This is a genomic window from Planctopirus limnophila DSM 3776 (genome assembly GCF_000092105.1).
Classification (GTDB): Bacteria; Planctomycetota; Planctomycetia; order Planctomycetales; family Planctomycetaceae; genus Planctopirus; species Planctopirus limnophila.
In genome coordinates, this window is sequence record NC_014148.1 from 3,528,306 (window position 1) to 3,549,371 (window position 21,066).

15 protein-coding genes are annotated in these 21,066 nt (G+C 54.3%); 9 read left to right on the plus strand and 6 right to left on the minus strand.

Annotated features, from left to right (window positions below):
• Positions 1-21: 21 nt before the first annotated feature.
• Positions 22-1,188, minus strand: coding sequence for a glycosyltransferase family protein (locus PLIM_RS13980; protein ID WP_013110973.1), 1,167 nt, complete (start codon positions 1,186-1,188; stop codon positions 22-24).
• Positions 1,189-1,413: 225 nt separating this feature from the next.
• Between PLIM_RS13980 and PLIM_RS22990 the strand changes: the two genes are divergently transcribed.
• Both PLIM_RS22990 and PLIM_RS13990 read left to right on the plus strand, forming a co-directional pair.
• Positions 1,414-2,781: an SGNH/GDSL hydrolase family protein gene (locus PLIM_RS22990; protein ID WP_013110974.1), complete on the plus strand. Its 1,368-nt coding sequence runs from the start codon at positions 1,414-1,416 to the stop codon at positions 2,779-2,781.
• Positions 2,782-2,887: 106 nt separating this feature from the next.
• Entirely contained in the window at positions 2,888-3,628 is a 741-nt protein-coding gene (locus tag PLIM_RS13990) for an RluA family pseudouridine synthase (RefSeq protein ID WP_013110975.1), read from the plus strand.
• Between the two features lie 153 nt (positions 3,629-3,781).
• Here PLIM_RS13990 and PLIM_RS13995 read toward each other — a convergent pair whose 3' ends face one another.
• The 5 genes from PLIM_RS13995 to PLIM_RS14015 all read right to left on the minus strand — a co-directional run bounded on the left by PLIM_RS13995 (position 3,782) and on the right by PLIM_RS14015 (position 9,138).
• Complete coding sequence (locus PLIM_RS13995; protein WP_013110976.1) at positions 3,782-5,686, minus strand: GYF domain-containing protein; 1,905 nt, start codon at positions 5,684-5,686, stop codon at positions 3,782-3,784.
• A gap of 510 nt (positions 5,687-6,196) precedes the next feature.
• Positions 6,197-6,553 carry a preQ(1) synthase gene (queF, locus tag PLIM_RS14000; protein ID WP_013110977.1) on the minus strand — a complete coding sequence of 119 codons (357 nt, stop codon included), beginning with the start codon at positions 6,551-6,553 and terminating at the stop codon, positions 6,197-6,199.
• An 87-nt stretch (positions 6,554-6,640) separates the two neighbouring features.
• Complete coding sequence (locus PLIM_RS14005; protein WP_013110978.1) at positions 6,641-6,913, minus strand: Sec-independent protein translocase subunit TatA/TatB; 273 nt, start codon at positions 6,911-6,913, stop codon at positions 6,641-6,643.
• 182 nt (positions 6,914-7,095) lie between these two features.
• Complete coding sequence (gene tatA, locus PLIM_RS14010) at positions 7,096-7,278, minus strand: twin-arginine translocase TatA/TatE family subunit (RefSeq protein ID WP_013110979.1); 183 nt, start codon at positions 7,276-7,278, stop codon at positions 7,096-7,098.
• Positions 7,279-7,878: 600 nt separating this feature from the next.
• Positions 7,879-9,138, minus strand: coding sequence for a hypothetical protein (locus PLIM_RS14015; RefSeq protein ID WP_013110981.1), 1,260 nt, complete (start codon positions 9,136-9,138; stop codon positions 7,879-7,881).
• 615 nt (positions 9,139-9,753) lie between these two features.
• Here PLIM_RS14015 and fmt point away from each other — a divergent pair.
• The 7 genes from fmt (at position 9,754) to PLIM_RS14060 (ending at position 20,791) form a co-directional block, all read left to right on the plus strand.
• Positions 9,754-10,758 carry a methionyl-tRNA formyltransferase gene (gene fmt, locus PLIM_RS14030; protein ID WP_013110983.1) on the plus strand — a complete coding sequence of 335 codons (1,005 nt, stop codon included), beginning with the start codon at positions 9,754-9,756 and terminating at the stop codon, positions 10,756-10,758.
• Between the two features lie 109 nt (positions 10,759-10,867).
• Positions 10,868-11,818 carry a 6-phosphogluconolactonase gene (locus PLIM_RS14035; protein WP_013110984.1) on the plus strand — a complete coding sequence of 317 codons (951 nt, stop codon included), beginning with the start codon at positions 10,868-10,870 and terminating at the stop codon, positions 11,816-11,818.
• A 53-nt stretch (positions 11,819-11,871) separates the two neighbouring features.
• Complete coding sequence (locus tag PLIM_RS24575; protein WP_013110985.1) at positions 11,872-13,794, plus strand: serine hydrolase; 1,923 nt, start codon at positions 11,872-11,874, stop codon at positions 13,792-13,794.
• Positions 13,795-13,902: 108 nt separating this feature from the next.
• On the plus strand, positions 13,903-14,259 hold the full coding sequence (locus PLIM_RS14045; protein ID WP_013110986.1) for a co-chaperone GroES: 357 nt from the start codon (positions 13,903-13,905) through the stop codon (positions 14,257-14,259).
• 175 nt (positions 14,260-14,434) lie between these two features.
• Positions 14,435-16,027, plus strand: a complete 1,593-nt coding sequence (locus PLIM_RS14050; RefSeq protein WP_013110987.1) for a PQQ-binding-like beta-propeller repeat protein — start codon at positions 14,435-14,437, stop codon at positions 16,025-16,027.
• 157 nt (positions 16,028-16,184) lie between these two features.
• A complete protein-coding gene (locus PLIM_RS14055; protein ID WP_013110988.1) occupies positions 16,185-19,439 on the plus strand; it encodes a PVC-type heme-binding CxxCH protein in 3,255 nt (1,084 codons plus the stop codon).
• Between the two features lie 218 nt (positions 19,440-19,657).
• Positions 19,658-20,791 (plus strand): peptidylprolyl isomerase, encoded by a 1,134-nt coding sequence (locus PLIM_RS14060; protein ID WP_013110989.1) that lies wholly within the window; start codon positions 19,658-19,660, stop codon positions 20,789-20,791.
• Positions 20,792-21,066: the final 275 nt, after the last annotated feature.

The window sequence follows — 21,066 nt, forward strand, 5'->3', positions numbered from 1 at the left end:
TAACTGTGCAATCTCGATCGTTTACGTTGATAGCTGAGGCTTGGCCGGGGTTTTGGCTGTCGCAAGATTGCGGTTGGGCCATTGAGGATCGGGGAGGCGTACTGCGGGTGCATGCTTGCGGAGCATGTCATCGATCTCAGCCAGAACGCTTGGTGTGCCGTCATTTTTTCCACGATATCGTTCTGCGGCTTGCTCAAACTCCGGTAACTGCTCCCAGAACTGCAGCAGTTTCTTTGTTGAGAAAGATTCCAGTTCACAGGTATCGCCAGCACCCATTTCCCGCAGAAACCAGGCGTTGATCCGCTGTTCGAAATGCTGGCTCTCCGGCAAGGTCAGCATGGGTTTACCGAGATAGAGAGCTTCGCCGCACAATTGGTTTCCTGCGGCACTGATGACTGCCCGGCACGATGCCAGATCGTCCAGAAATCGCGTCTCGTGAATCGGCGAAAAAACCAGATTGCCCTGAGAAGGCTGCTCACCCAGGCCATAAACTTTGACCTGACAAGGCAAACTTTTGAGAACATCGAGTGTGGCAGCCGGTGTTTGTGGCCTGAGATACGACAGCACAAAACCTTCTCGCGAAGTGCGACGCTCAGTGACTTCCCTTCGTAAAAGGGGCCCGACCTGCTTCACGAAGGAAAATTCAGGCTTAAGTGGCGGCGTATAAAACGACGAAGCCAAAGTGCGTTCGGCTGGTGCATAGAACGCCCAGACAGCCCAACTCATGGAAGAAGCGTGCCATTGCAAATCCCTGGGCAACATCGAGAAATCGCAGGCCCTCAACACATGCTGATGATCGAGGATCATCGTTGGCAGACCTGATTTGAATGCGGCACGCGAAAGCGCTGGTTCAAAATCAATAATCGCCAGATCGGGTTGTTCGCGATCAATGAATGAACGGATTTTTTTCACAATAGAGGGCATGGTGACAACTGCGTACTTCAAGCCTTCCCAGATCGAGCGACTCACATCCATGCGCGAATTCGTATAATGAAATCGCAGCCCAGGGATACGCTCAATCTGCACTCGATCTTTGGCTCTCGGGTAAAGTGGCGACAAAAACTCAAACGCCTGATCGGGGGCAAAGACGGTGATTCGATGTTCGTGCTTGAGTCGTTCGAGAAGAGTGCGGACTCGCACTGCGTGGCCACGTCCTTCACCTGCCAAGCTGAATACCAGATGGGACATCGCTAATCCCCTTCCATCGACCAGAAGTCGACGACTTTCTGATGGTCTGATCCTTCACTACACGACATAGTATTCCTCATCAATGAAGATTAAGGGAAAATCCTGTGCTTCTCTGATGAGTTTCGAGGGCATCTGAGACTGGATCACCCATCGCTGGAAAGGCACAATGGGATTTCCCTAAAACATTATGCCGTGGTTATTAACCCTCGATTCGAGAGCGTGAGTATGCACCCAGCGATTGACTCTTCAGTCCTACAGACAACAAGAACTCAGCGACTATTGCGGATATCGGGCCGCCGGCGAGCCCCCTGCCAGTCGTTAGCACGCCGCCTGTTGAAGATCAGTTCCCGACTGTGTGCCATCCTGCTGGCCAGCTGGGTGATCGGACAGTCGGCGATGGCCCAGGTCGATGTCGAAGAGCACGACGTGATCGTCTTCTACGGAGACAGCATCACTCAAGGTGGCCAGTATGTCGATCTGGTTGAAACATGGCTGTTGGCTTCAAGGCCCGAGTGGAAAGGCCGCATTTACAATCGCGGAATCAGCAGCGAAACACTTTCGGGCCTGACAGAAGCTGATCACAAACCACCCAGGCCGTGCGCTCTGGATCGATTCACGCGCGATCTTCCTCCGCTGAAGCCTGCGATTATTGTGAGTTGCTTTGGCATGAACGATGGCATTTACCATCCGTTCGACTGGAACCGATTCTTTGCTTATCGAGATGGTGTGCTCTCGATGCTGGATCGCAGCTTTGGAGAAGCTCTCGCGGAAGATGTGATTATTCTCACGCCGCCACCTTTTGATCCTTATCAGCGAAAGGCCAGCGACCAGAAGGCCACACATTTTGGCTATCGGTTCCCTTACCTGAATTACGACGACACTTTGGGAACCTACTCACAATGGCTGCTGACTCTCAGCGAGCGTGATCATGTCCATGTGGGAGATCTCCACAGTTCGATGAATGATTGGCTGGCCAGACGCCGGGAAGAGGACGTTTCGTTTCATTTAGCACCTGATGCCGTCCACCCGAATACGACTGGCCACTGGTTAATGGCGATGACTGCCGCGAAGATGCTCAGCCTGCAGCAGCCCGATGTCGAACGAGTTTTTGTCCCTGGTAACTCAGAGACGATTTACAGAGCGTCCACCACAGAAAACGTGCCGTGGTTTATTCCTGATGTCGATGAGAAACTTCTCGCCTGGCACCGTGAAGAAGGTCACCTCCCCCAACCTGCCTGGCAGGCCGATCTTTCAGAACTCGACGATGAACCCGATGATCGTCCTATCCGCCTCATGGCCAATGATGATGAAGTCTGGCTGGGAACGCTGGGCCAGTTGCGCGATGGGATCAATCTGCCGAATCTCGAAATTCCACCACTGAAGGCCCGTGCTGAAAAGCTGCATCAGGCAGTGGCGACCCGGCGAAAGATTGAGTATCAGGCGTGGCGGCGATCCTTCGCACCCCAAAAAGAGACACCACCGAAACCCGAAGAAATGCCGGAAGCCGTTGCTGATCAGCTCGCTCAACTTGCGACAGTTATCGAAGTCCAGAGACTGCCGGTGATCATCAACTGGGTCATTGAGCTTCGATAATTCATGTCCCACATTGCCGGGCACCTTGGGTGAATTGCCGGATCAGTGAAACGTCAGTCGATCTTTCTCGCGCAATCGAATTCTTCCCGCGAAAGCAGCAACCGGCATGAAGCGATGGCACATTCTCTTCGAGGACAATCATTGCCTGGTCGTCGAGAAACCGGCTGGTGTCTTGACGATGGGTGACGAAACTGGTGACGAAAACATGGTGCAATTGGCCATGGACGACTTGAAAATTCGTCATCAGAAGCCCGGCAACGTCTATGTGGGACTCGTTCATCGACTTGATCGGCCAGTTTCCGGCGTGCTGCTGTTGGCAAAAACGTCGAAAGCCGCCTCAAGGCTTTCGGCACAGTTCCGCGAGCGTGAACCCGAGAAAGTCTATCTGGCAATTGTGGAAGGCCAGCTAAACCCAGCAGCGGGAGAAATCGTCGACTGGTTAATCAAAGACCAGGAGCGAAATCATACCCGGGTGACATCCCCTCAAACGCCCGGTGCCAAGCAGGCAAAGCTCCGGTATCGTCAACTCGAAACGCTGGTAACGCCTGAGGGAATACGAACTTTGGTTGAAGTGCAGCCGATGACTGGGCGCAGCCACCAGATTCGTGTCCAACTGGCCCATGCAGGTGCCTCGATCCTGGGTGATCTCCGCTATGGTTCAAAAACTCCGCTGGGCAAGATGATTGCCCTGCATGCCCGGTCGCTGACCTTTGAGCACCCGGTTCAGAAGCAACCGCTCACGATTTACGCTCCGCTGCCCAGCGACTGGAAGCCTTTCATGAACCCGCTGCTCTGGGAAAAATTTCAGACGGCAGGAGAGAGTGCGGCAGAGTCTAGCCACAGATAGTGGGCATGTTCTTGAAATAGCCCAGTCAGCGAAGTCAGATTTGCGGGTAAGTTTTCCCGTCATTCAATGTGCAGCGAGAGATAGCCAAGACATGCCTGCTTCGAGCTGCAGGCATGGCACACAAAGTAGAGTCAAATCGAGAAGAGATCGGAATCACTGGGCACCAGAGGGTGGTTTGCCGCCTGCTTCCGCGACCGCAGGGGCTGCCGGTATGGTGGAGGGCACTCCGAGAAGTTTGGCAGCCTCGCGGAGATTGTTCTCGAAGTCCCGTTCTTCGTGGGACACCTTTGTCCTCGAGTTGCTGATCATCTTCTGCAAGCGGTCGCGAACACACCACAAGTGAAGTTGCTTGTAGGGGTACTTGCGACTGGCTGAACTCTGGAGCTTATCGACGAAATCCTTGGGATATTCCTTGGCTGTGGCCTGTGCGAGTGCTTCCCACTCACCGGCCGGCGCCTTTGTTTCACGCAACTTCTTCACAGTTGCCAGCACTTCTTCCAACCTGGTCTGTAATTGGCGATCGCTGCCCGTGCTGGCAGGCAAAAATCCCAGAGAGAAATAAATCCCCACGAGAGCCAAGAGCCCGACTGCCACAAGAGCTTTGGGAGACTTCAGGCCTTCAATGGCATCATCCAGCCATTCGGGACGCTCTGCGGCGACTTTCTTCTTGGGCGCTGGTCTGGCTGGCATGGGCCGGGAGGGAGCTGCTCCTCCAAAACCTGACGAATAACTGCTGGCTCCCGAGTTGTAAGACGCCCCTGAGCTGTAAGAGGAAGCCGCTGCAGACGAGGAATAACTCGATGCATTTGAATTCGAGTTTGAACTTTCGCTCGTGGCCTTCTTGGTGACTTCGAGTTCCGGCTCAGAAGCTTTTGCAGCCGGTGTTTCTTTGACAACAGCCGCTTTCGCTTCGACGCTGGCTGCTGGAATCACTGCATTCGCTGCAGAGTCAGCCGGCTTCGCTGATGTTTTCGCTGTGGTGGTGGACGCAGTGGCCGATGAAGCGGCGGTAGATGAAGCTGTGGCCGCAACTGCTGGCTGCGGAGTCGCAATGGCAGGAGCGACAGGTGCCGAGATGACCGGCGGAACCAGAGGTGGCATCAGACCATTGATCGTCGAGGCGAGCACATATTGGCCGGCCTGGCCTTGACGCACATAGTCGGTGGCTGCCAACTGCCCGGCAGTTGCCCATTGTGTCAGTTGCGAGTAATCGACAGGGCCATATTCCTGACCACCGATCCAGGCGTACCAGAGATGATCGACGGGGGCAGGTGCAGCAGCTTGTGGCCACTGAGGGACAAATCCTGCCCCTGCGACAGGCATTCCATAGGCAGGTGTCGGTGCAGCGGGGAACCCGGCATAGCCATTGACGGCTGGCCCACCAGGATAAAACGCGGGCATACCGAATGGTGGCGTGTTGCCAGTGTATCCCTGAGTGTCACTCCCCCGGCGGTTTTTCTTTTTCCGGCGGGATCGACGTGCATCGAATGATCGATCATCGTCCTCCTCGTCGTCATCAAACTCATCTCGAATACGGGATTTGGGAGCAGGTCTCGCCGATTCACGATTCGATGAAGGTTCATTCCCGGGAAATGCCTGCATTTCCTTAGAAAGTCGGCCTTCGGGGATCTTGTGCTCACCTTTCTCAAAAGGGAGCACAGCCATCAATCGGCCAATTGAACGTACCGCGCGCCACTTACCGGCTGCCCCAAGCTTGACTTCGGCTTCTGGCCCGAGCTGCCCCTCTTCCACGAAAGATTGAATCTCATCAAAGCCCATCGGGCCCAGTTCTCGACCCAACACTTTGCAGTACCAGCCACTCTGTGCATCGCCCAGCCCATCGAGAGTGGCTCGCCCTGCAGACTCCAGGGTCTGGTCTTGAGGTGCGTCAAGAACCTCCTTGAGCGTTAACCAGTGCGATCCGGTCTCGGCTCGCACCTCATCGGTGTGCGATAACGTGCCGTTCTCCAGCAGCGTCACGAGCATTTCGTGAGGAACTGGACCAAATTCTTCGCCAAAAAGACGGTAGTACCAAGTCATGGCAGTGAGTGTAGGCATGTACGGGGAGCCATAAGTGGGCGGAGGGTCTGCACATCACACGCAGGTCCAGTCCACGTTTCGAGACATCCTATCACAAGATGCTGCTCTCAACGTTTCAAGACCCAATCAATCGCCGGGCAAAAAATCCTTGAACGTATTTCGTCCCAGGAAACATTTTTTCCCGTCACTGATTGATTTCATTGTTATCTGCAAAGATTGAACCGCAACGCCAAAAACTCGGCTTGACGGAATACAAATGGAAAATTCACATTGAATTCCATCAATTGAGTTGATCAAACACAACAAACCCTCCGAATCCCATGACAAACAACACTACTCAAATGAACATCAGTAAATATATTCACACTACATCAATGCAAAAGGCGACGCGCGATTGAACACGCTGTCGCCTAGATTTTTGGCAAACTGTCGCACGGTCGATCAAGTCTATTGAGCTGACCCCAATTGAAAACCTGTTACTGCCGGGTGCACAGGACGGGTCGCGACCTCAGTCTTTCGTGTGTTTCTTCAGTCTTTTGCGTATTTCACGGTGACATTCGAGCGGATACCACCCCGAGGCGTGAACTGGGCAACGACTTCCAGACTCCTCGGAGAAGTCGCGGCCACCAGATCATCCAGAATCATGTTCGTGACCTGCTCGTAAAACGCTCCATGATTGCGGAACGCCTGCAGATAAAGTTTGAGAGACTTCAATTCGAAACACTTTTCGTCTGGCACATAGGTAATCACCAGTGTGCCGTAATCTGGCTGGCCAGTTTTGGGACAGAGCGACGTGAACTCTGGACAAATCGTTTCAATCGAGTAGTCACGCTGCGGAAAGGGATTCGGAAACGTCTCAAGAATCCCCAGAAACTCGGAAGGCATAAACTTACTTTCAGACAAAATGCTTGACACCTAACGGATGTTTACTGAAATCTGCCGCCCGGATTCCCACGCAAAACTGCTTATCTGTCAAGCGGGTGGTTCGGAGGGAGGAGTAAATTTCGGAGCACTGGCGACCACGGGCTCATCATCATCTTTGGCTAATGGCCGTGTTGTTTTCGAACTCTCCGGCTGAGTATAGACAGTACTCTGAATATCGTCCGTCATACCGGCCATCCCTTTTTTGAATTCTGTCAGCCCTTTCCCCAGGCTGCGAGCGACTTCGGGCAAGCGCTTGCCGAACAATAGGAGAGCGATGATCCCCACGACCATCATTTCCTGCCAACCAGGTGCACCAAACATAATTCAAATCCTCGCTGATGATATTCGTGCGTTGTCCAATGCCCAGATCTACGACAATCGCTGGTGATCAAAGCTGTTCAAAGGCGCAGGCCCAGGGCGATTCAAACAGCGTTCCGCCAAGTCTGCGGGCTCAGGCGAAACAGGCCGTCAACATTCAAAAAAATCGCTGGTTGACTTCCTAATCAGACTTTCGCTTCCCGATCGTCGATCTTCTCGGGCTCCTGTTCTGCCTCCTTGGCACCCTTCTTGAATTCCGTGATGCTCTGTCCCAGTGATCGCATCACGCTGGGAAGCCGGTTTCCGAAAAGGAGCAGGACAATTCCTAGTACAACAAGCAATTCCCATCCACCGGGCAGACCAAACATGATTTTCTCCGGATCAACCTCTCAGCAATTTGGAACAAACGTTCATAACGCTCTGAGGTGTCTAACTTTGTAACGAAAGGCGGCGTGGCAGAAAGTCTTGCTTGGCAGAGATCTCAGCCTCGGCTTCATCACCTGAGAAGCCAATTCAGCCTGCCTGAAGAACAATATTCACGCATATTGTCATGATACGTCGGAGGAGTCGGATGCGGGAGTCACTTCTCTGCATTAGCAAGTCAGTACTGACAACTCACTACTCATGACCCGATGCCCACGACAAAACAGTCTCTGCGACGCTGATCCGAGCTACTTTGAGCTGCGGTCTCCACGAATACGAGCGGCTGCGGTAGCCACATCGCACGCGGTCTATATCCAAAATTATCACTTCGGGTACGAGGAAAGTCAATCTTGTGCCCGAAGACCTTGGTCACTTCAAGGGTTAAAGTGAATGTACCACATCACTGGCACTGCGGACTCTCGCCTCATTTCAACGACTTTTTGAGGTGTATAAATGAAAATGGGCACCGGTATGAAACCGGTGCCGCGGGGGTTTGGGGGGGACATTTCAACACGAACAGAGGGGACAGGCATGGGGTGCCTGGGTTAGCGATCCGCATCAACCATGGAGATGGTCGAAGAAACGGCCGCAGGAGGGGTTTCAGAATTCGATGATCGAGCGACCCAGCGTTGGGCTCGAACAATCGAAGGTGTTTCAGCAGGCTTCGCCGCAGCGTGGCGAGCAACAATTCGTGGCTCTTCCTGATCCAGCACATTCGTCAGAGACGCTGTCATGACAGCTCCCTTCGATTTGGGTGAAACAGGTTCTGTTTTCGGAGGCTGTGGAATCTCGGCTGTGGGGCCATTCAGCAATGTGGGCTGAGGCTGCACAGGCAAACTGATTTTACTGGCCGGCAGACCACCACTCGATGTTCGATTGTCGGGACGATCGGGATTGGCTCGTTCCAAATTGTCTTTGGTGGCACTGCGAGTGCGGATATCTGTGGCAGAACGCGAGAAGTTGGGATCAGCCGTCGGTGCCAGAACTGTTTGTGAACCCCAGACCGGGCCCCAGGCAGTGGCGGTGCCGCCCATCGGGGCAAAGGCCATCTGACTGCCAATAGGCACGGTTCGCATCACAGTGACAGGCCGCATGGCCGTCACTTCTTCATCGACATACCGCACTTCGTTCACAGCCACTTTTCGAGTCGATTGCTTGGCCACCATAGTGGTGACGTTGTAGGCAACCTGGCGAGTTCCTTGTATAGCGACCTGGCGGGTCACTGGCACAGTCTGGACGCAGGTCCGGGCGACATATTCACGCTGTGCTGTATAGCGCGGTGTAAATGCTGAACCGATCTGATGAGTGGTCCGATTCCACCAGCCAGCCATACCTGGGCGACTATCAACTTCGCAAGGCGATGGTCGGCAGTTGGGCTGATAACGTGTCACCCAGTAACCCATGTTCTTGGTCTGGGTTCGCATTTCCGTCACGTTCTGATAGGAAACCGTGGGGACTTCACATGTCTTCTGTTCTGTCACAGGGACATATTCAGTCACAGGCTGTTCGACATAACGGGTTTCAACAATTGGTCGTCTGACAGTCTGCTTGACCTGCTGGAATTCGGTCACAGGAACTGTCTGATAGCAGGTTTGCATAATCGGCTGCTGCACCACTTCGCAGGTGGAGACAGGAGCACAAGGACTGCAACTGGCCGATTGGAACATCGGCGGTGGTGCCCAGCTCGAAGCACCTGTGTTACAGGTACTGCAGCCAGAGTTACCTCCAAACCATTGTGCCTGGGCACTGGCGTGTGGAGCAAGAACAGCAAGCGTGGCCCAAAGGGCAATAGAAAAACGAGGCATGGGTACCTTCCTGTGAAGGAAAGAACAGAACGGTGCCGGAAAAGCGAGACAGGTGTCGCGAGGGGGAGGCGAGAAAACCTCAGATGCCTGAGGTAGAAGAGTGCACGCTGCCAGGATTCATTCCGGCCGGCAAACCCACCACAGGTATTGAGTCACACATCATGGTCGAACTCCCGTTGTCATCCATGACTATTGGCGTTCGCGTTGTGTGTGGGAGGTTTGTAGGTGAAGCCTTCAAGCAGGTCAAGATGTTCCGGCAAGAACTTCCGAACTTCTAAAAATCGGCTGTTTTCAAGCGAAAACATGAAATTTTTGCCTGCATAAGCTTCAGCACTTTCCGCCAGAGGGCAGTTTTTTCTGACATTTTCTGCCGATGATTTGCCCAATCAGCAGCACATCATTCAGAATTCATTGAAGTTCAATTCGCTGAGCATGATTTCTCGAATTGAACAGACGGGTTTGGTTGGGAGTTGGGAGTTGACAAAGAGATGAGCATGCGACCCACGAAGCTGAGTGTCTGACGCGATGCTGTGGAAGACAGGTACATTCCGTAAGCACTTCATGGACCCGACTTGGAAATACTTGAGCGTTGGCCCCAGGAACTGGTGAATTGACATGAGATCATTGCGAATTGCTTTTCTGGGGACGGGGCCATTAGCTCGACCCGTCTTTGAAGCCCTGCGCGAATCACCACACCACCAGGTCGTCGCACTGATCACGCAACCTTCCAGAACAGGACGTGGTCATCATCAGCACGAGAACCCGCTCATTGGTTTAGCTGAAGAGCGGAACATCCCGGTCTTCCAACCTTCACGCATTCGTGATGCCGAGCATGCCACCTGGCTCAAAGAACTGGATCTCGACCTGTCTGTGGTGGCGGCTTACGGCCAGATTCTGTCACGGGAGATTCTCGATCTGCCTCGTCTGGGGACCATCAATGTCCACGCCTCACTGCTTCCCAAGTACCGCGGTGCGACACCGATTCATGCAGCTGTCCTGTCCGGTGATGAAGTGGCGGGAGTGACCATCATTCGCCTTGTCCCGAAGCTCGATGCGGGCCCCATGCTGGGTGTTGATCAACTCCAGGTTGATGCCCAGGAGACCACAGGTTCACTCGAAGCACGTCTGGCGCAACTGGCCGTTCCATTAACACTGCGTGTCGTCGATCAACTGGCTATGGGGGAGGCTCAGGAAACCTTACAGGATGAGACTCTCGCCACGCATGTCGGCAAGCTCACCAAACAACATGGCCTGATCGACTGGTCTAAACCCGCTATAGACATCGAACGACATATTCGAGGGATGCAGCCCTGGCCAGGCCCACAGACGATGCTCTTTTCTGAAGGGAAAGCTCCCCTGCGCTTGTCCATCCTGCAGGGCACTGTGATCTCTTCATCCGCGACAAATTCATCGTCCGTAGGATCATTTGCAGAACAAACATCACCCGGTCAGCTCAGTTCCGAATCAGGGCGACTTTTCGCGCAAACGGGCGACCATCGGCTGGAAATTCTCACTTTGCAACCGGAAGGCAAGCGAGCCATGTCGGCTGCCGAATATCTTCGCGGACGCCCCGTCAAACCTGGCGATTATCTGGGGACACTGGCCATCGCTCCGCAATAATCTCCGCACATTCCACAACTCCAACTCAGCATCTATCGCTGCTCCATTGAGTATGGTATCGAATGTGAGAGATAAGGTGCATTGCGAGGCTACCCCGGAGAAATCACCGATGAATCTGCTCACCACACTGGCGGGATCGATGCTGGAAGGCTTTTTTCCTGCCGGTTGGGATCTCGCCCGCATCGATGCCTGTGTCGATGCTAACCCGGCAACCATTACCCAGCGGCAACCCTGGTGGCATAAATCTTTCCAACCGATCGAGTGCGTTTCCCAAAGCGATTTCGACACTTATATGGGCCACGAGATTGCTCAGACGATTCGCCATGCGAAAGAAGCGGGCCGGAAGTTATCGATCATCCTGCCTGTAGGCCCGATGGGCATGTATCGCTGGGCGGTTTACTTCCTCAAGGAGTGGAACGTCTCGTGCGAACACGTCTATGGCTTCAACATGGACGAATGGAGTGATGCTTCAGGAAATACGTTACCCGCCACTGATCCCGGTGCTTTTCAGTTTGCCATGGAGCAGGCCTTCTATGGCCCTTTAGGAAAGTTAACCGTTCCGAAAAAGCAGAGGAACTTCGCGACTCGCAAGCATCTCCCGACCTATGCCGAAAGACTGGGCGAATTGAAATCTCAAGGGGCGATGCATGTCTTGGTCTTTGGCGTGGGCCGAGTCTGCCATATTGCTTTCTGGGAGCCACACTTTGCCGGCGAATATGGCAGTGAAACTGAGTGGAAATCGCAAACCCATCGCCTGGGTGCCAGGCTTCATCCACTGACGATCGAACAGAATGCCCTGACCAGTTTTAAGAGTCGCACGACGCTGGTACCAGCCTTTGCCAACACCATTGGCCCAGCACTGTTCCTGGGAGCCGACCATATCATTGGCGGAGCAGATGGCATCTTTTCTCGCGGCATGCAATGGCAGGGTCTTTCTCTCTGGATGACCTTTCGCCATGCTCCGACATCGTGGATTCCATCGACTTACATGACGACACAACCCGGCAAATTCTTCTTTCTCAACGAGCTTGCCGGCCCTCTCACAGCCGAATGCCACTAGGACACGCACAAACTTCAACCAGATCCAATACCTGACACTCAAGAGTTACTCCCATGATGATGCGCTACTTATTCCTGACGATTTTCACTCTGCACTTGTCGACAGCACTGAATTCCACAGCGCTGGCTCAACCGTTGCCACGAGCCACGCCTGAATCGCAGGGGGTGGCCTCGGCTCAGATTCAGAAATTCATTGAAGCTGCGGATCAGTCGATCAACACACTCCACAGCTTCATGTTGATCCGGCATGGAAAGGTGGTTGCCGAGTGCTGGTGGCAACCACAGACACCGACCACGCCGCATGTGATGCATTCGCTGAGCAAGAGTTTCACCTCGACGGCAATTGGGTTTGCAGTGAGCGAAGGGAGGCTCAGTGTGGATGACCCGGTCATCAAGTTCTTCCCCGATCATCTTCCCGCTGAAGTTTCGCCCAATCTTAAGGCCATGCGGGTCAAGGATCTCCTCACCATGTCCACAGGCCATGAGACCGAGCCCAGACTCATCGGTGGGCCTGAGGATTCGGGAATTCGCATGTTCCTGGCGCATCCTGTCCCCCATAAGCCGGGAACGCACTTCAAGTACAACACACCCGCCACTTACATGCTCTCGGCAATCGTGCAGAAGGTCTCGGGTGAAAAGTTGATCGACTACCTGACTCCGCGTTTGTTCAAGCCCCTGGGCATTGAAAACCCGGCCTGGTCGACCAGTGCTGAAGGAATCAACTACGGTGGGTTTGGTCTCATGATTACGACGGAAGACATCGCCCGTTTTGGCCTCTTCGCACTGAATGAAGGGCAATGGAATGGCCAGCAACTTCTTCCGGCAGCGTGGATTCGCGAAGCCACTTCGAAGCATGTTTCGAATGGCAGCAATCCCCAAAGTGACTGGGAACAGGGCTATGGTTATCAGTTCTGGCGCTGCCGACACGGAGCCTTCCGAGGTGATGGCAAAGATGGACAGTTTTGCATTGTTTTGCCCGAGCAGGATGCGGTCATTGCGATCACAGCCCATACGAGCAATATGCAGGCGGAGTTAAACGTCGTCTGGGATCAACTACTGGCTGCGTTTCATGAAGCTCCACTGGCAGAAGATCCGGCGGCTCAAGCCCGTCTTAAGGAAGTCTCGTCCAAGCTTGTCGCTGGTCAACCGAAAGGGACGAGCAAACTGCTGCTCAGCCAGAAAATTCAGAGCGACATTTTGAAGAAGGAGATGAAGTACTCGATTTATCTTCCCGCGGGTTATGAAGGCTCGACGACTTCGTACCCAGTGCTCTATCTGCTCCACGGCTTTGGTGACGATGAAACGAGCTGGCAGTTGAAGGGAAACATGCAACCCCTCGCGGATGCCACCATTGCGACCCGCCGGGCACTTCCGATGATCATCGTGATGCCCGATGCGGAGAAACGTTATTACATGAACAGCGTGATGGGCGAGTACATGTACGAAGATTATTTCATTAAGGAACTGATGCCGCATATTGAGAAAACCTATCGCGTCAAAACAGATCGTGCTGATCGAGCACTTTCGGGCCTGTCGATGGGTGGTTATGGAAGCTTGCTTTATGCCCTGCACCATCCTGAGCTGTTTGCCTCCTGCTATGCCATGAGTGCCGGTGTTCGCTCGGATGAAGAAATGCGGGCGATTCCGTTTGCCGAGTTCAAAAAGCGGTACGTTCCTTCCGTCGGCGATCTTGAGGAAGGGGACGAACGGATCACTGAGTTTTACAATCGGAACAGTGTGCTGTACCTGCTGCCAAAAACGCCCGTGGAACAGCTCAAACAGACACGCTGGTTCATCGATTGTGGGGACGACGACTTCCTTTACAAGGGAAATTCCCTGCTGCACATCACATTCAGCGACCTGAAAGTTCCGCATGAGTACCGTGTCCGTGACGGCGGGCACAACTGGAAGTACTGGCAACGCTCACTCCCGGATGCACTGGAGTTTGTCTCTGAATCGTTTTCGAAGGGGAAATAATCCCGCATCGACAACCGCAGAGGTGAAAACGTTCCCTTTTCGTCACTGCTCGATCTGCATAGAATCTGGGAGTCCCGAGTTAACTACCTGTTTCCCGGAAGAGTGACCTTGAGCGAATTCGTTGAGCCGCTGGGAAAGCGAATTCTGATCCGTAAAGACGAGAGCAAGCAAAAGACCCGCGGCGGGATTGTGTTGCCGGATCAGGCTGAAATTCCGACGATTACCGGCCGCGTGGTGGAAATCAGTGTGTTGATCGAGCGCGATCTCGACTTCCCGGTGAAGAAATACGACAAGGTGTTGTTTCACCCGAAGAATGCCATTCCGGTCGATTTTGAGCCCGACAATCTGCTGTATGTGGTTCCGATTGAAGATGTGGTTGCCGTTTTTCGCCGGTCGGAACCTGTACGTCCCCCTCGTAAGTCAAAAGGCAAGAAAGATATCGAACCTGACGAGTTGGGCGAATAGTTTTGCCGCCGTCATGTTGTGGAAGCTGGTTTTCACTGTGGCGACAGTGCGAACAGTCCATGTGATTGAGCATCAGTCGTCGAGAATCTGGTGACGACCTTCCATCACGAAACCCCAATTGTGAACGATGGGTAGTCTCCCGTATTGGGCGAATAGCGGTCCGAGGAAACATTCGATGTCGGGTTCAGCCACTCCTGAAGAACGATCTGCCTCTCCCACATTACGCCGCTGGATCTGGCCTGGAGTGACGCTGCTGCTGGCAGGAGTCGCTCAAACAGCACTCTATCTGACGTACAGTGAAGATCGCACCATGCTCATCATGACGACGCTCTTCGTCTGGCCAGCGACGATTTTCTCATTGTTGCTCTGGTGGGTTTTCGGCTCTGGATTCACCTGGAAGTCGCGTCTTATTGGTTTAGGAAGCCTGCTCTTCGTTGGCGGGCTGGTGATGTCAGTCGCCACGATTGAAGGCTTCAATGGCGATATGGTGCCTCGCGTCGTGTGGCGTTGGGCCCCCAAAGCGGAAGCTGCTGCCCGAAACGTTCCTGTCGCTCCTCAAGAGGGAGCTGTTGCCACACCTGTTCTCACCGCCGGGCCGGGAGACTGGGTTCAATTTCGCGGGCCGGATCGCGCGGGTGTGGCCTCCGGAGTGACTATCCCTCTGTCTTGGAGTGAAGCCACTCCTCCGAAGAAACTTTGGGGCAAGCCGATTGGTGTCGGCTGGTCGAGCTTTGCCGTCATTGGAGACCGGATCTTCACGCAAACGCAGGTCGAGCAGGAAGAGCAGGTGCTCTGCCTCGATCTGGCCACGGGCAACGTTCTCTGGAAGCATGCCGATCAGACCCGCTTTTCGGAAGCGATGGGTGGTGACGGCCCCAGAGCCACTCCCACGTTTCTCGAAGGCAAACTGTATACTCTCGGTGCGACTGGCATACTGAACACTTTCGATGCGGCTACAGGAAAAGTTTTGTGGTCGACGAACATTCTCAAGGATGCCGACGCCACCAATATCCCCTGGGCCATGGCCGGTTCACCTCTGATTGAAGATGGCCTCGTCATTGTCAATCCTGGTGGAAAAGACGGCCATTCGATTGCTGCGTATCGTGCGACGGATGGCCAGCTCATGTGGTCTGTCGGCGATTACGAAGCCAGCTACACAGCGCCACGGGTGGAGACGATTCACGGCGTTCGCCAGGTTCTCGTCTTCCATGCTGCTGGTCTTTCCGGGCTGGATCCAAAAACTGGCAAAGAATTCTGGATGTTCCCCTGGGTCAACCAGCCCAAGGTCAACGCCTGCCAGCCGATTCTCCTCCCTGATCAATCGCTCTTTCTCTCCTGCGGCTACTCGGTGGGGAGTGCCCGAATCGAGCTCACACCTGCCGAACCTTCGTGGCAGGTCAAACCAATCTGGAAGACCAATAAATTCCGGTTGAAGTTCAACGATGGAATTCTCAAAGACGGCTACATCTATGGCCTTGATGAAAACCGCCTCGCCTGCCTCGACATCGCGACGGGAAAGATCAAGTGGAAGGGCCCACCTTATGGCTATGGTCAGATCCTGATGACAGATAACTCGATCCTCGTCAGTTGTGAAAATGGCGAGCTGGCACTCGTGGAACCAACTCCCGAAAAGTTTGTCGAAATCACGAAGTTCCGTGTTCTACCCGATGCAACCACCTGGGCTCATCCGGTCATCGCCCACGGCAAGCTCCTCGTACGCAACAATCAGGAACTCGCCTGCTATCAGGTGGAAACCCCGCCTCAATAGATTGGCCGGATGAATCCATCTTCACTCAGCGACTGAGGCTTGCCCCTGTGGCTCTCCTCTATGTTCGACATTCGTCGCTGCGACTGGCCACAGCATCTGATATCATCAATTGTCGATGCTTCGATATTGACCGTATCAGCCCGAGGATCAATCCGCTGTGACTTCTTCCAAATTCATTGCTCTAGCTTTCGCCAGCTTTCTGTTGACCAGCGTCACTATTCACGTTTCTCCGCTTGACGCTCAGACGAACTCTTCCCGTGAAGAATCCCTGGCGGCTCAATCAACAGCTTCTACCCCAGCCGATTCTTCCAGCGCATTCCCTGCCCCCTTCAATACCGAGAAATCATCGACCGATTCCTCAATGCCAGCAGGCGAAGCAGCAGCGAAAACAGAGGTCCCCTCGGGGCTCAAGGTGAATGTTTTTGCCACCGAACCCGATGTTCAAAACCCGATTGCCATGTGCTGGGATTCTCTGGGCCGGCTGTGGATCCTGGAGAACTACACTTACGCCGAACGCACACAACGATTCGAACCGACACTGCGCGACCGGTTGCTGATTCTTGAAGACAAAGACCGTGACGGAGTCATGGACCAGCGGAAAGTCTTCACTGACGACATCCGGCAATGCACCAGCATCGCCATTGGTCATGGCGGAGTCTGGCTGCTCGCTTTGCCGCAACTGATTTTCATTCCCGATGCCAACCATGACGACATTCCCGATGGCCCGGCTCAGGTGATGCTCGACGGCTTCGAAGTGGCCCGCGAAAACCATCACAACTTTGCCAATGGCCTCAAATGGGGGCCGGATGGCTGGCTCTATGGCCGCTGTGGTGGTTCCTGCCCGGCTCGTGTTGGTCTCCCCGATGCTCCTCCCGAAGAACGTGTGGCTCTCGAAGGGGGCATATGGCGCTATCATCCTGTCTCGCGCGAGGTCGAAGTTCTTACCACCGGGACGACCAATCCCTGGGGACACGACTGGAACGCGTTCTACGAGATTTTCTTCGTCAACACCGTCAATGGCCACCTCTGGCATGCGATCCCCGGCGCGCACTATACGAGACCCTTCACGCTCGACCCGAATACCCGCACCTATGGGCTGATTGATCAACATGCCGACCATTATCACTTTGATACGGGAAAGAGCTGGACAGCCTCACGCGATGGCGCGGCCAGTTCACTGGGCGGCGGCCATGCTCATTCGGGAACGATGATCTACCTGGGCGGCCAATGGCCAGAAGAATACCGGGGCCAGCTATTCACGTTGAATTTCCATGGTCGGCGCATCAATGTCGAACAACTCGATCGCGAAGGGAGCGGCTACGTCGCTCGCCATAAACCCGATATGTTCCTCTCACCCGATGCGTGGTTCCGAGGCATCGATCTCGATTATGGGCCGGATGGCAATGTCTATGTGCTCGACTGGAGCGATACCGGAGAATGCCACGAACATACCGGCGTGCATCGCACCAGCGGTCGCATTTATCGCATCAGTTCCACCAGCAACTCACCACTTCCGCCCAAACCGCCCAACAAAACAGTTCCATTCCATGCCGTGAATGATTTACTGCTGGTGCCTTTACTGCAATCCACCAATGAGTGGGATGTTCGTCAGGCTCGCCTGGAGCTGGCCCATCGAGCCCGTGCCAAGACCTTAGACCCCGAGACTTTCTCGACGCTGCAGCAGCTCTTTGCCGAAATGGACAAGTCCAGCGCTGGCAAAGCTCCCGAAGAGTTTGCGCAGGCACAGCTGCGCCTGCTGGTGACCATCGGGACGATTGCCGGTATGCAGCAGCAAAGCCTGCCGCCGCAAACTTTGGCGCTGGCACTACAATCGCCTCATGAATCGGTACGTGCGTGGGCGATTCGACTGGCCACGGATCGGCTTCCCATCGACGACGCAATGAGCCGGCAGCGCTCGCGATCAGCCGCTGAGCAGGCAGCGATACTGCTCCATGCCCGTCAGCAATTGCCCATGTTGCTGGAACGAGCCCAGCACGATCCATCGCCCTTCGTGCGGCTGGTTCTTGCTTCCACTTTGCAGCGATTGCCAGTCGAACTCAGGCCGCAACTGGCCGCTTTGCTGATGAAAGATGCTCGCGATGATAACGATCACAATCTGCCACTCATGGTCTGGTATGGGCTGATTCCTGTCGCTGAAGCGGTACCTCAAGAACTGGTAAAAGTCTTTCAGGAGAGCCAATGGCCTTCTGTGCGGCAGAAGATAGTTCGTCGGCTGGCAGAAGATCTGGAATCGCATCCAGAACACGTCGATGCCCTCGTCGCAAAGGTCGTCCAGCAGAAAGATCCCGCTCAGTTGTTTGATCTCGCGGCGGGACTGACCGATGGTCTCAAAGGCTGGCGAAAAGCCAAAGCCCCCAATGCGTGGCCTCAAGTGATCGCTGTCGTAGAAGCGACGCCGATGTTATCGAACGATGCCAAACTCAAGACGCTGCTCACCGACCTGAATCTGCTTTTTGGCGATGGCCGGGCCATGGCCGATGTCCGCCGGGTCGCGACGGATAGCCAGTCCGATCCTGCCAATCGTCTTGCGGCCCTGGCCACACTTTCTGAAAATCATCCCGACGATCTTGACCAGATCCTCGTGCCACTGCTGAAGGAAGCCCGCTTCAATGTGGCGGCTGCCAAAGGCCTTGCCAACTGGAATCATCCCCGGGCCAATCGCCCACAGATTGGCCAGCAGATTGTGGCGAGTTATCGCTCTTTCCGAGCCCCCGTCCGCCCCGAAATCATTTCGTTACTGGCCACTCGCCGGGAATATGCTCAAGCTCTCATCAAGGGACTCGAAGAGGGGAGAATTCCTACGGCTGATATCACCGCTTTCGACGTGCGCCAAATGCGGGCCTTGAAGGATCCAGCACTCGACGAAGCTTTGACCAAGCTCTGGGGGGAAGCTCGCGAAACCACGGCTGATAAGCGTCTGGCCATTGAGCAGCTCAAGGAAAAACTGACTGGCGAAACTCTGGCCAAAGCCTCGCTGGGCGATGGCCGCGTGCTCTTTACTACGCATTGTGCCAAATGTCACAAACTCTATGGCGAAGGGGGCGCGATTGGCCCCGATCTGACAGGCGCGCAGCGATCGAATCTCGATTACCTGCTGGAAAACATTCTCGACCCGAGCAGTGTGGTTTCCAAAGATTACCGCATGTCGGTGGCTGAACTCGAAGATGGCCGCGTCCTTTCGGGCATTATTGTCGAGCAGACACCACGAACGCTCACACTGCAGACTCAGACAGAAAAATTGACGATTGAGCGAAGTGAGATTGTGGAACTGACGCCGACAAATTTATCACCCATGCCGGATGGCATTCTCCAGCCACTCAGTGAATCCCAGATTCGCGACCTGATCGCTTACCTCAAGCATCCCCAACAGGTGGCCCTGCCGGCTCGCTGAACGAGAAATTCTTCGTTCATAAACACATGCTCACCATGATGCTTTTTGCGAAATGCTCAAAAATGCGGGTGGGGCTTATCGGCAAAAGATAAACCGTTCTTGACTGAAAATTCGATTTTCTTCTAAAACGCCATAAGTCGCTCGACGGCAGGATTTCCATTGAGGAATTCCCCTGGCCTTTTAGAGCCGAATGTTCACTTAACTTCAGGGGAAGAATCATGGGTGAAGGGATGCACCTCGAGACCAATACACCGGCTCCGGCAGCCGCCAAAAAGCCAAAATCCAAATGGATTAAGCCAGTCGCTTTCATCGCAGGGACTGCTGCCATTCTCACTGCCGGCGGATTCGTCATGCAGTCGATGAGCCCGAAAGTGGGTCAGGCTGCGACGGAAACAGCTGGAAAGGCTACGCCAACCACAGATCGCCCGGTGAAGGTGATGGCTCGCGTTAATAAGGAAATCATTCCTTTTGACATGGTCGCTGAAGAATGCGTTGCCCGATATGGCAAGGAAGTTCTCGACGACATTATCAATCGCACCATGATCCAGCAGGCCTGCGAAGCCGCTGGCGTGACCGTGACCGAAGAAGAAGTCACCGCCGAAATCAATCGCATTGCCAAGCGTTTCAACCTGGATGTCAACAACTGGTATCAGATGCTTCAGGCTGAACGCGGCATCAATCCTCAGCAGTATCGCCGCAGCGTGATCTGGCCGATGCTGGCACTGAAGAAGCTCGCCAGCGAAAAAATCGACATCAAGGAAGAAGAGCTGAATCGCGCCTTTGTTCGCAACTACGGCCCTCGCGTCAAGGCCCGCATGATTCTCATGGATAACCTCCGCCGCGCGACGACCGTGTGGGAAAAGGCGAATGCTGACGCTGATAACTTTGAAAAGTACGCTCAGGAATTCTCGATCGATCCCCAGAGCCGGGCACTTGGTGGCTCCGTCCCACCGATTCCCAAGTACTCTGGCAACGACAGCCTCGAAAAGGCCGCCTTTGCTCTGAAGGAAGGCGAAATCTCCGGCGTGATCGAAGTGGGCCCCAGCCGCTTTGCGATTATCAAGTGCGAAGGCCGCACGGTTCCTACGGTCAACGAACTGACTCAGGAAATCCGCGATTCACTCTACGACGAACTTGCGGAACAGAAGACACAGGTCTCTGTCGCCAAGACCTTCGAAGAAATCCAGAAGTCGACACGCATCGACAATTACCTGACTGCCACAGTGACCGGCCCGGATCGTGTTCCCGCCGCCAATGCTCCTGGTGCGAACGCACCCGGTGCTCCTCAGCAGCCAGCCGCTCCGACAGGCGCCGTTCGCCTCGGAAATCGTCCTGCGAATAATGGCAACTGATTGATCACAAACATCGCTTGATCAAGACAGATTGACTCAACCCCTGCAGCCCGGCTTCTCCATAAGAAGCCGGGCCTGTGTCATTTGATGAGAGAATTTGTGCTGGAACAGGAAAATCGACAGGGTGGCTGGGGTCAAACGTCCTCGTTTGCCCCCAGAATGTTGGGCTCTGATCCTTGATGAAGAACATGCTTGAAAATCGTGAGAGCATGTCACGCATGCATTCGCGCTGGCAGCGCTATGGAACTGGGGGTGGATGAAAACATCCGACCCCA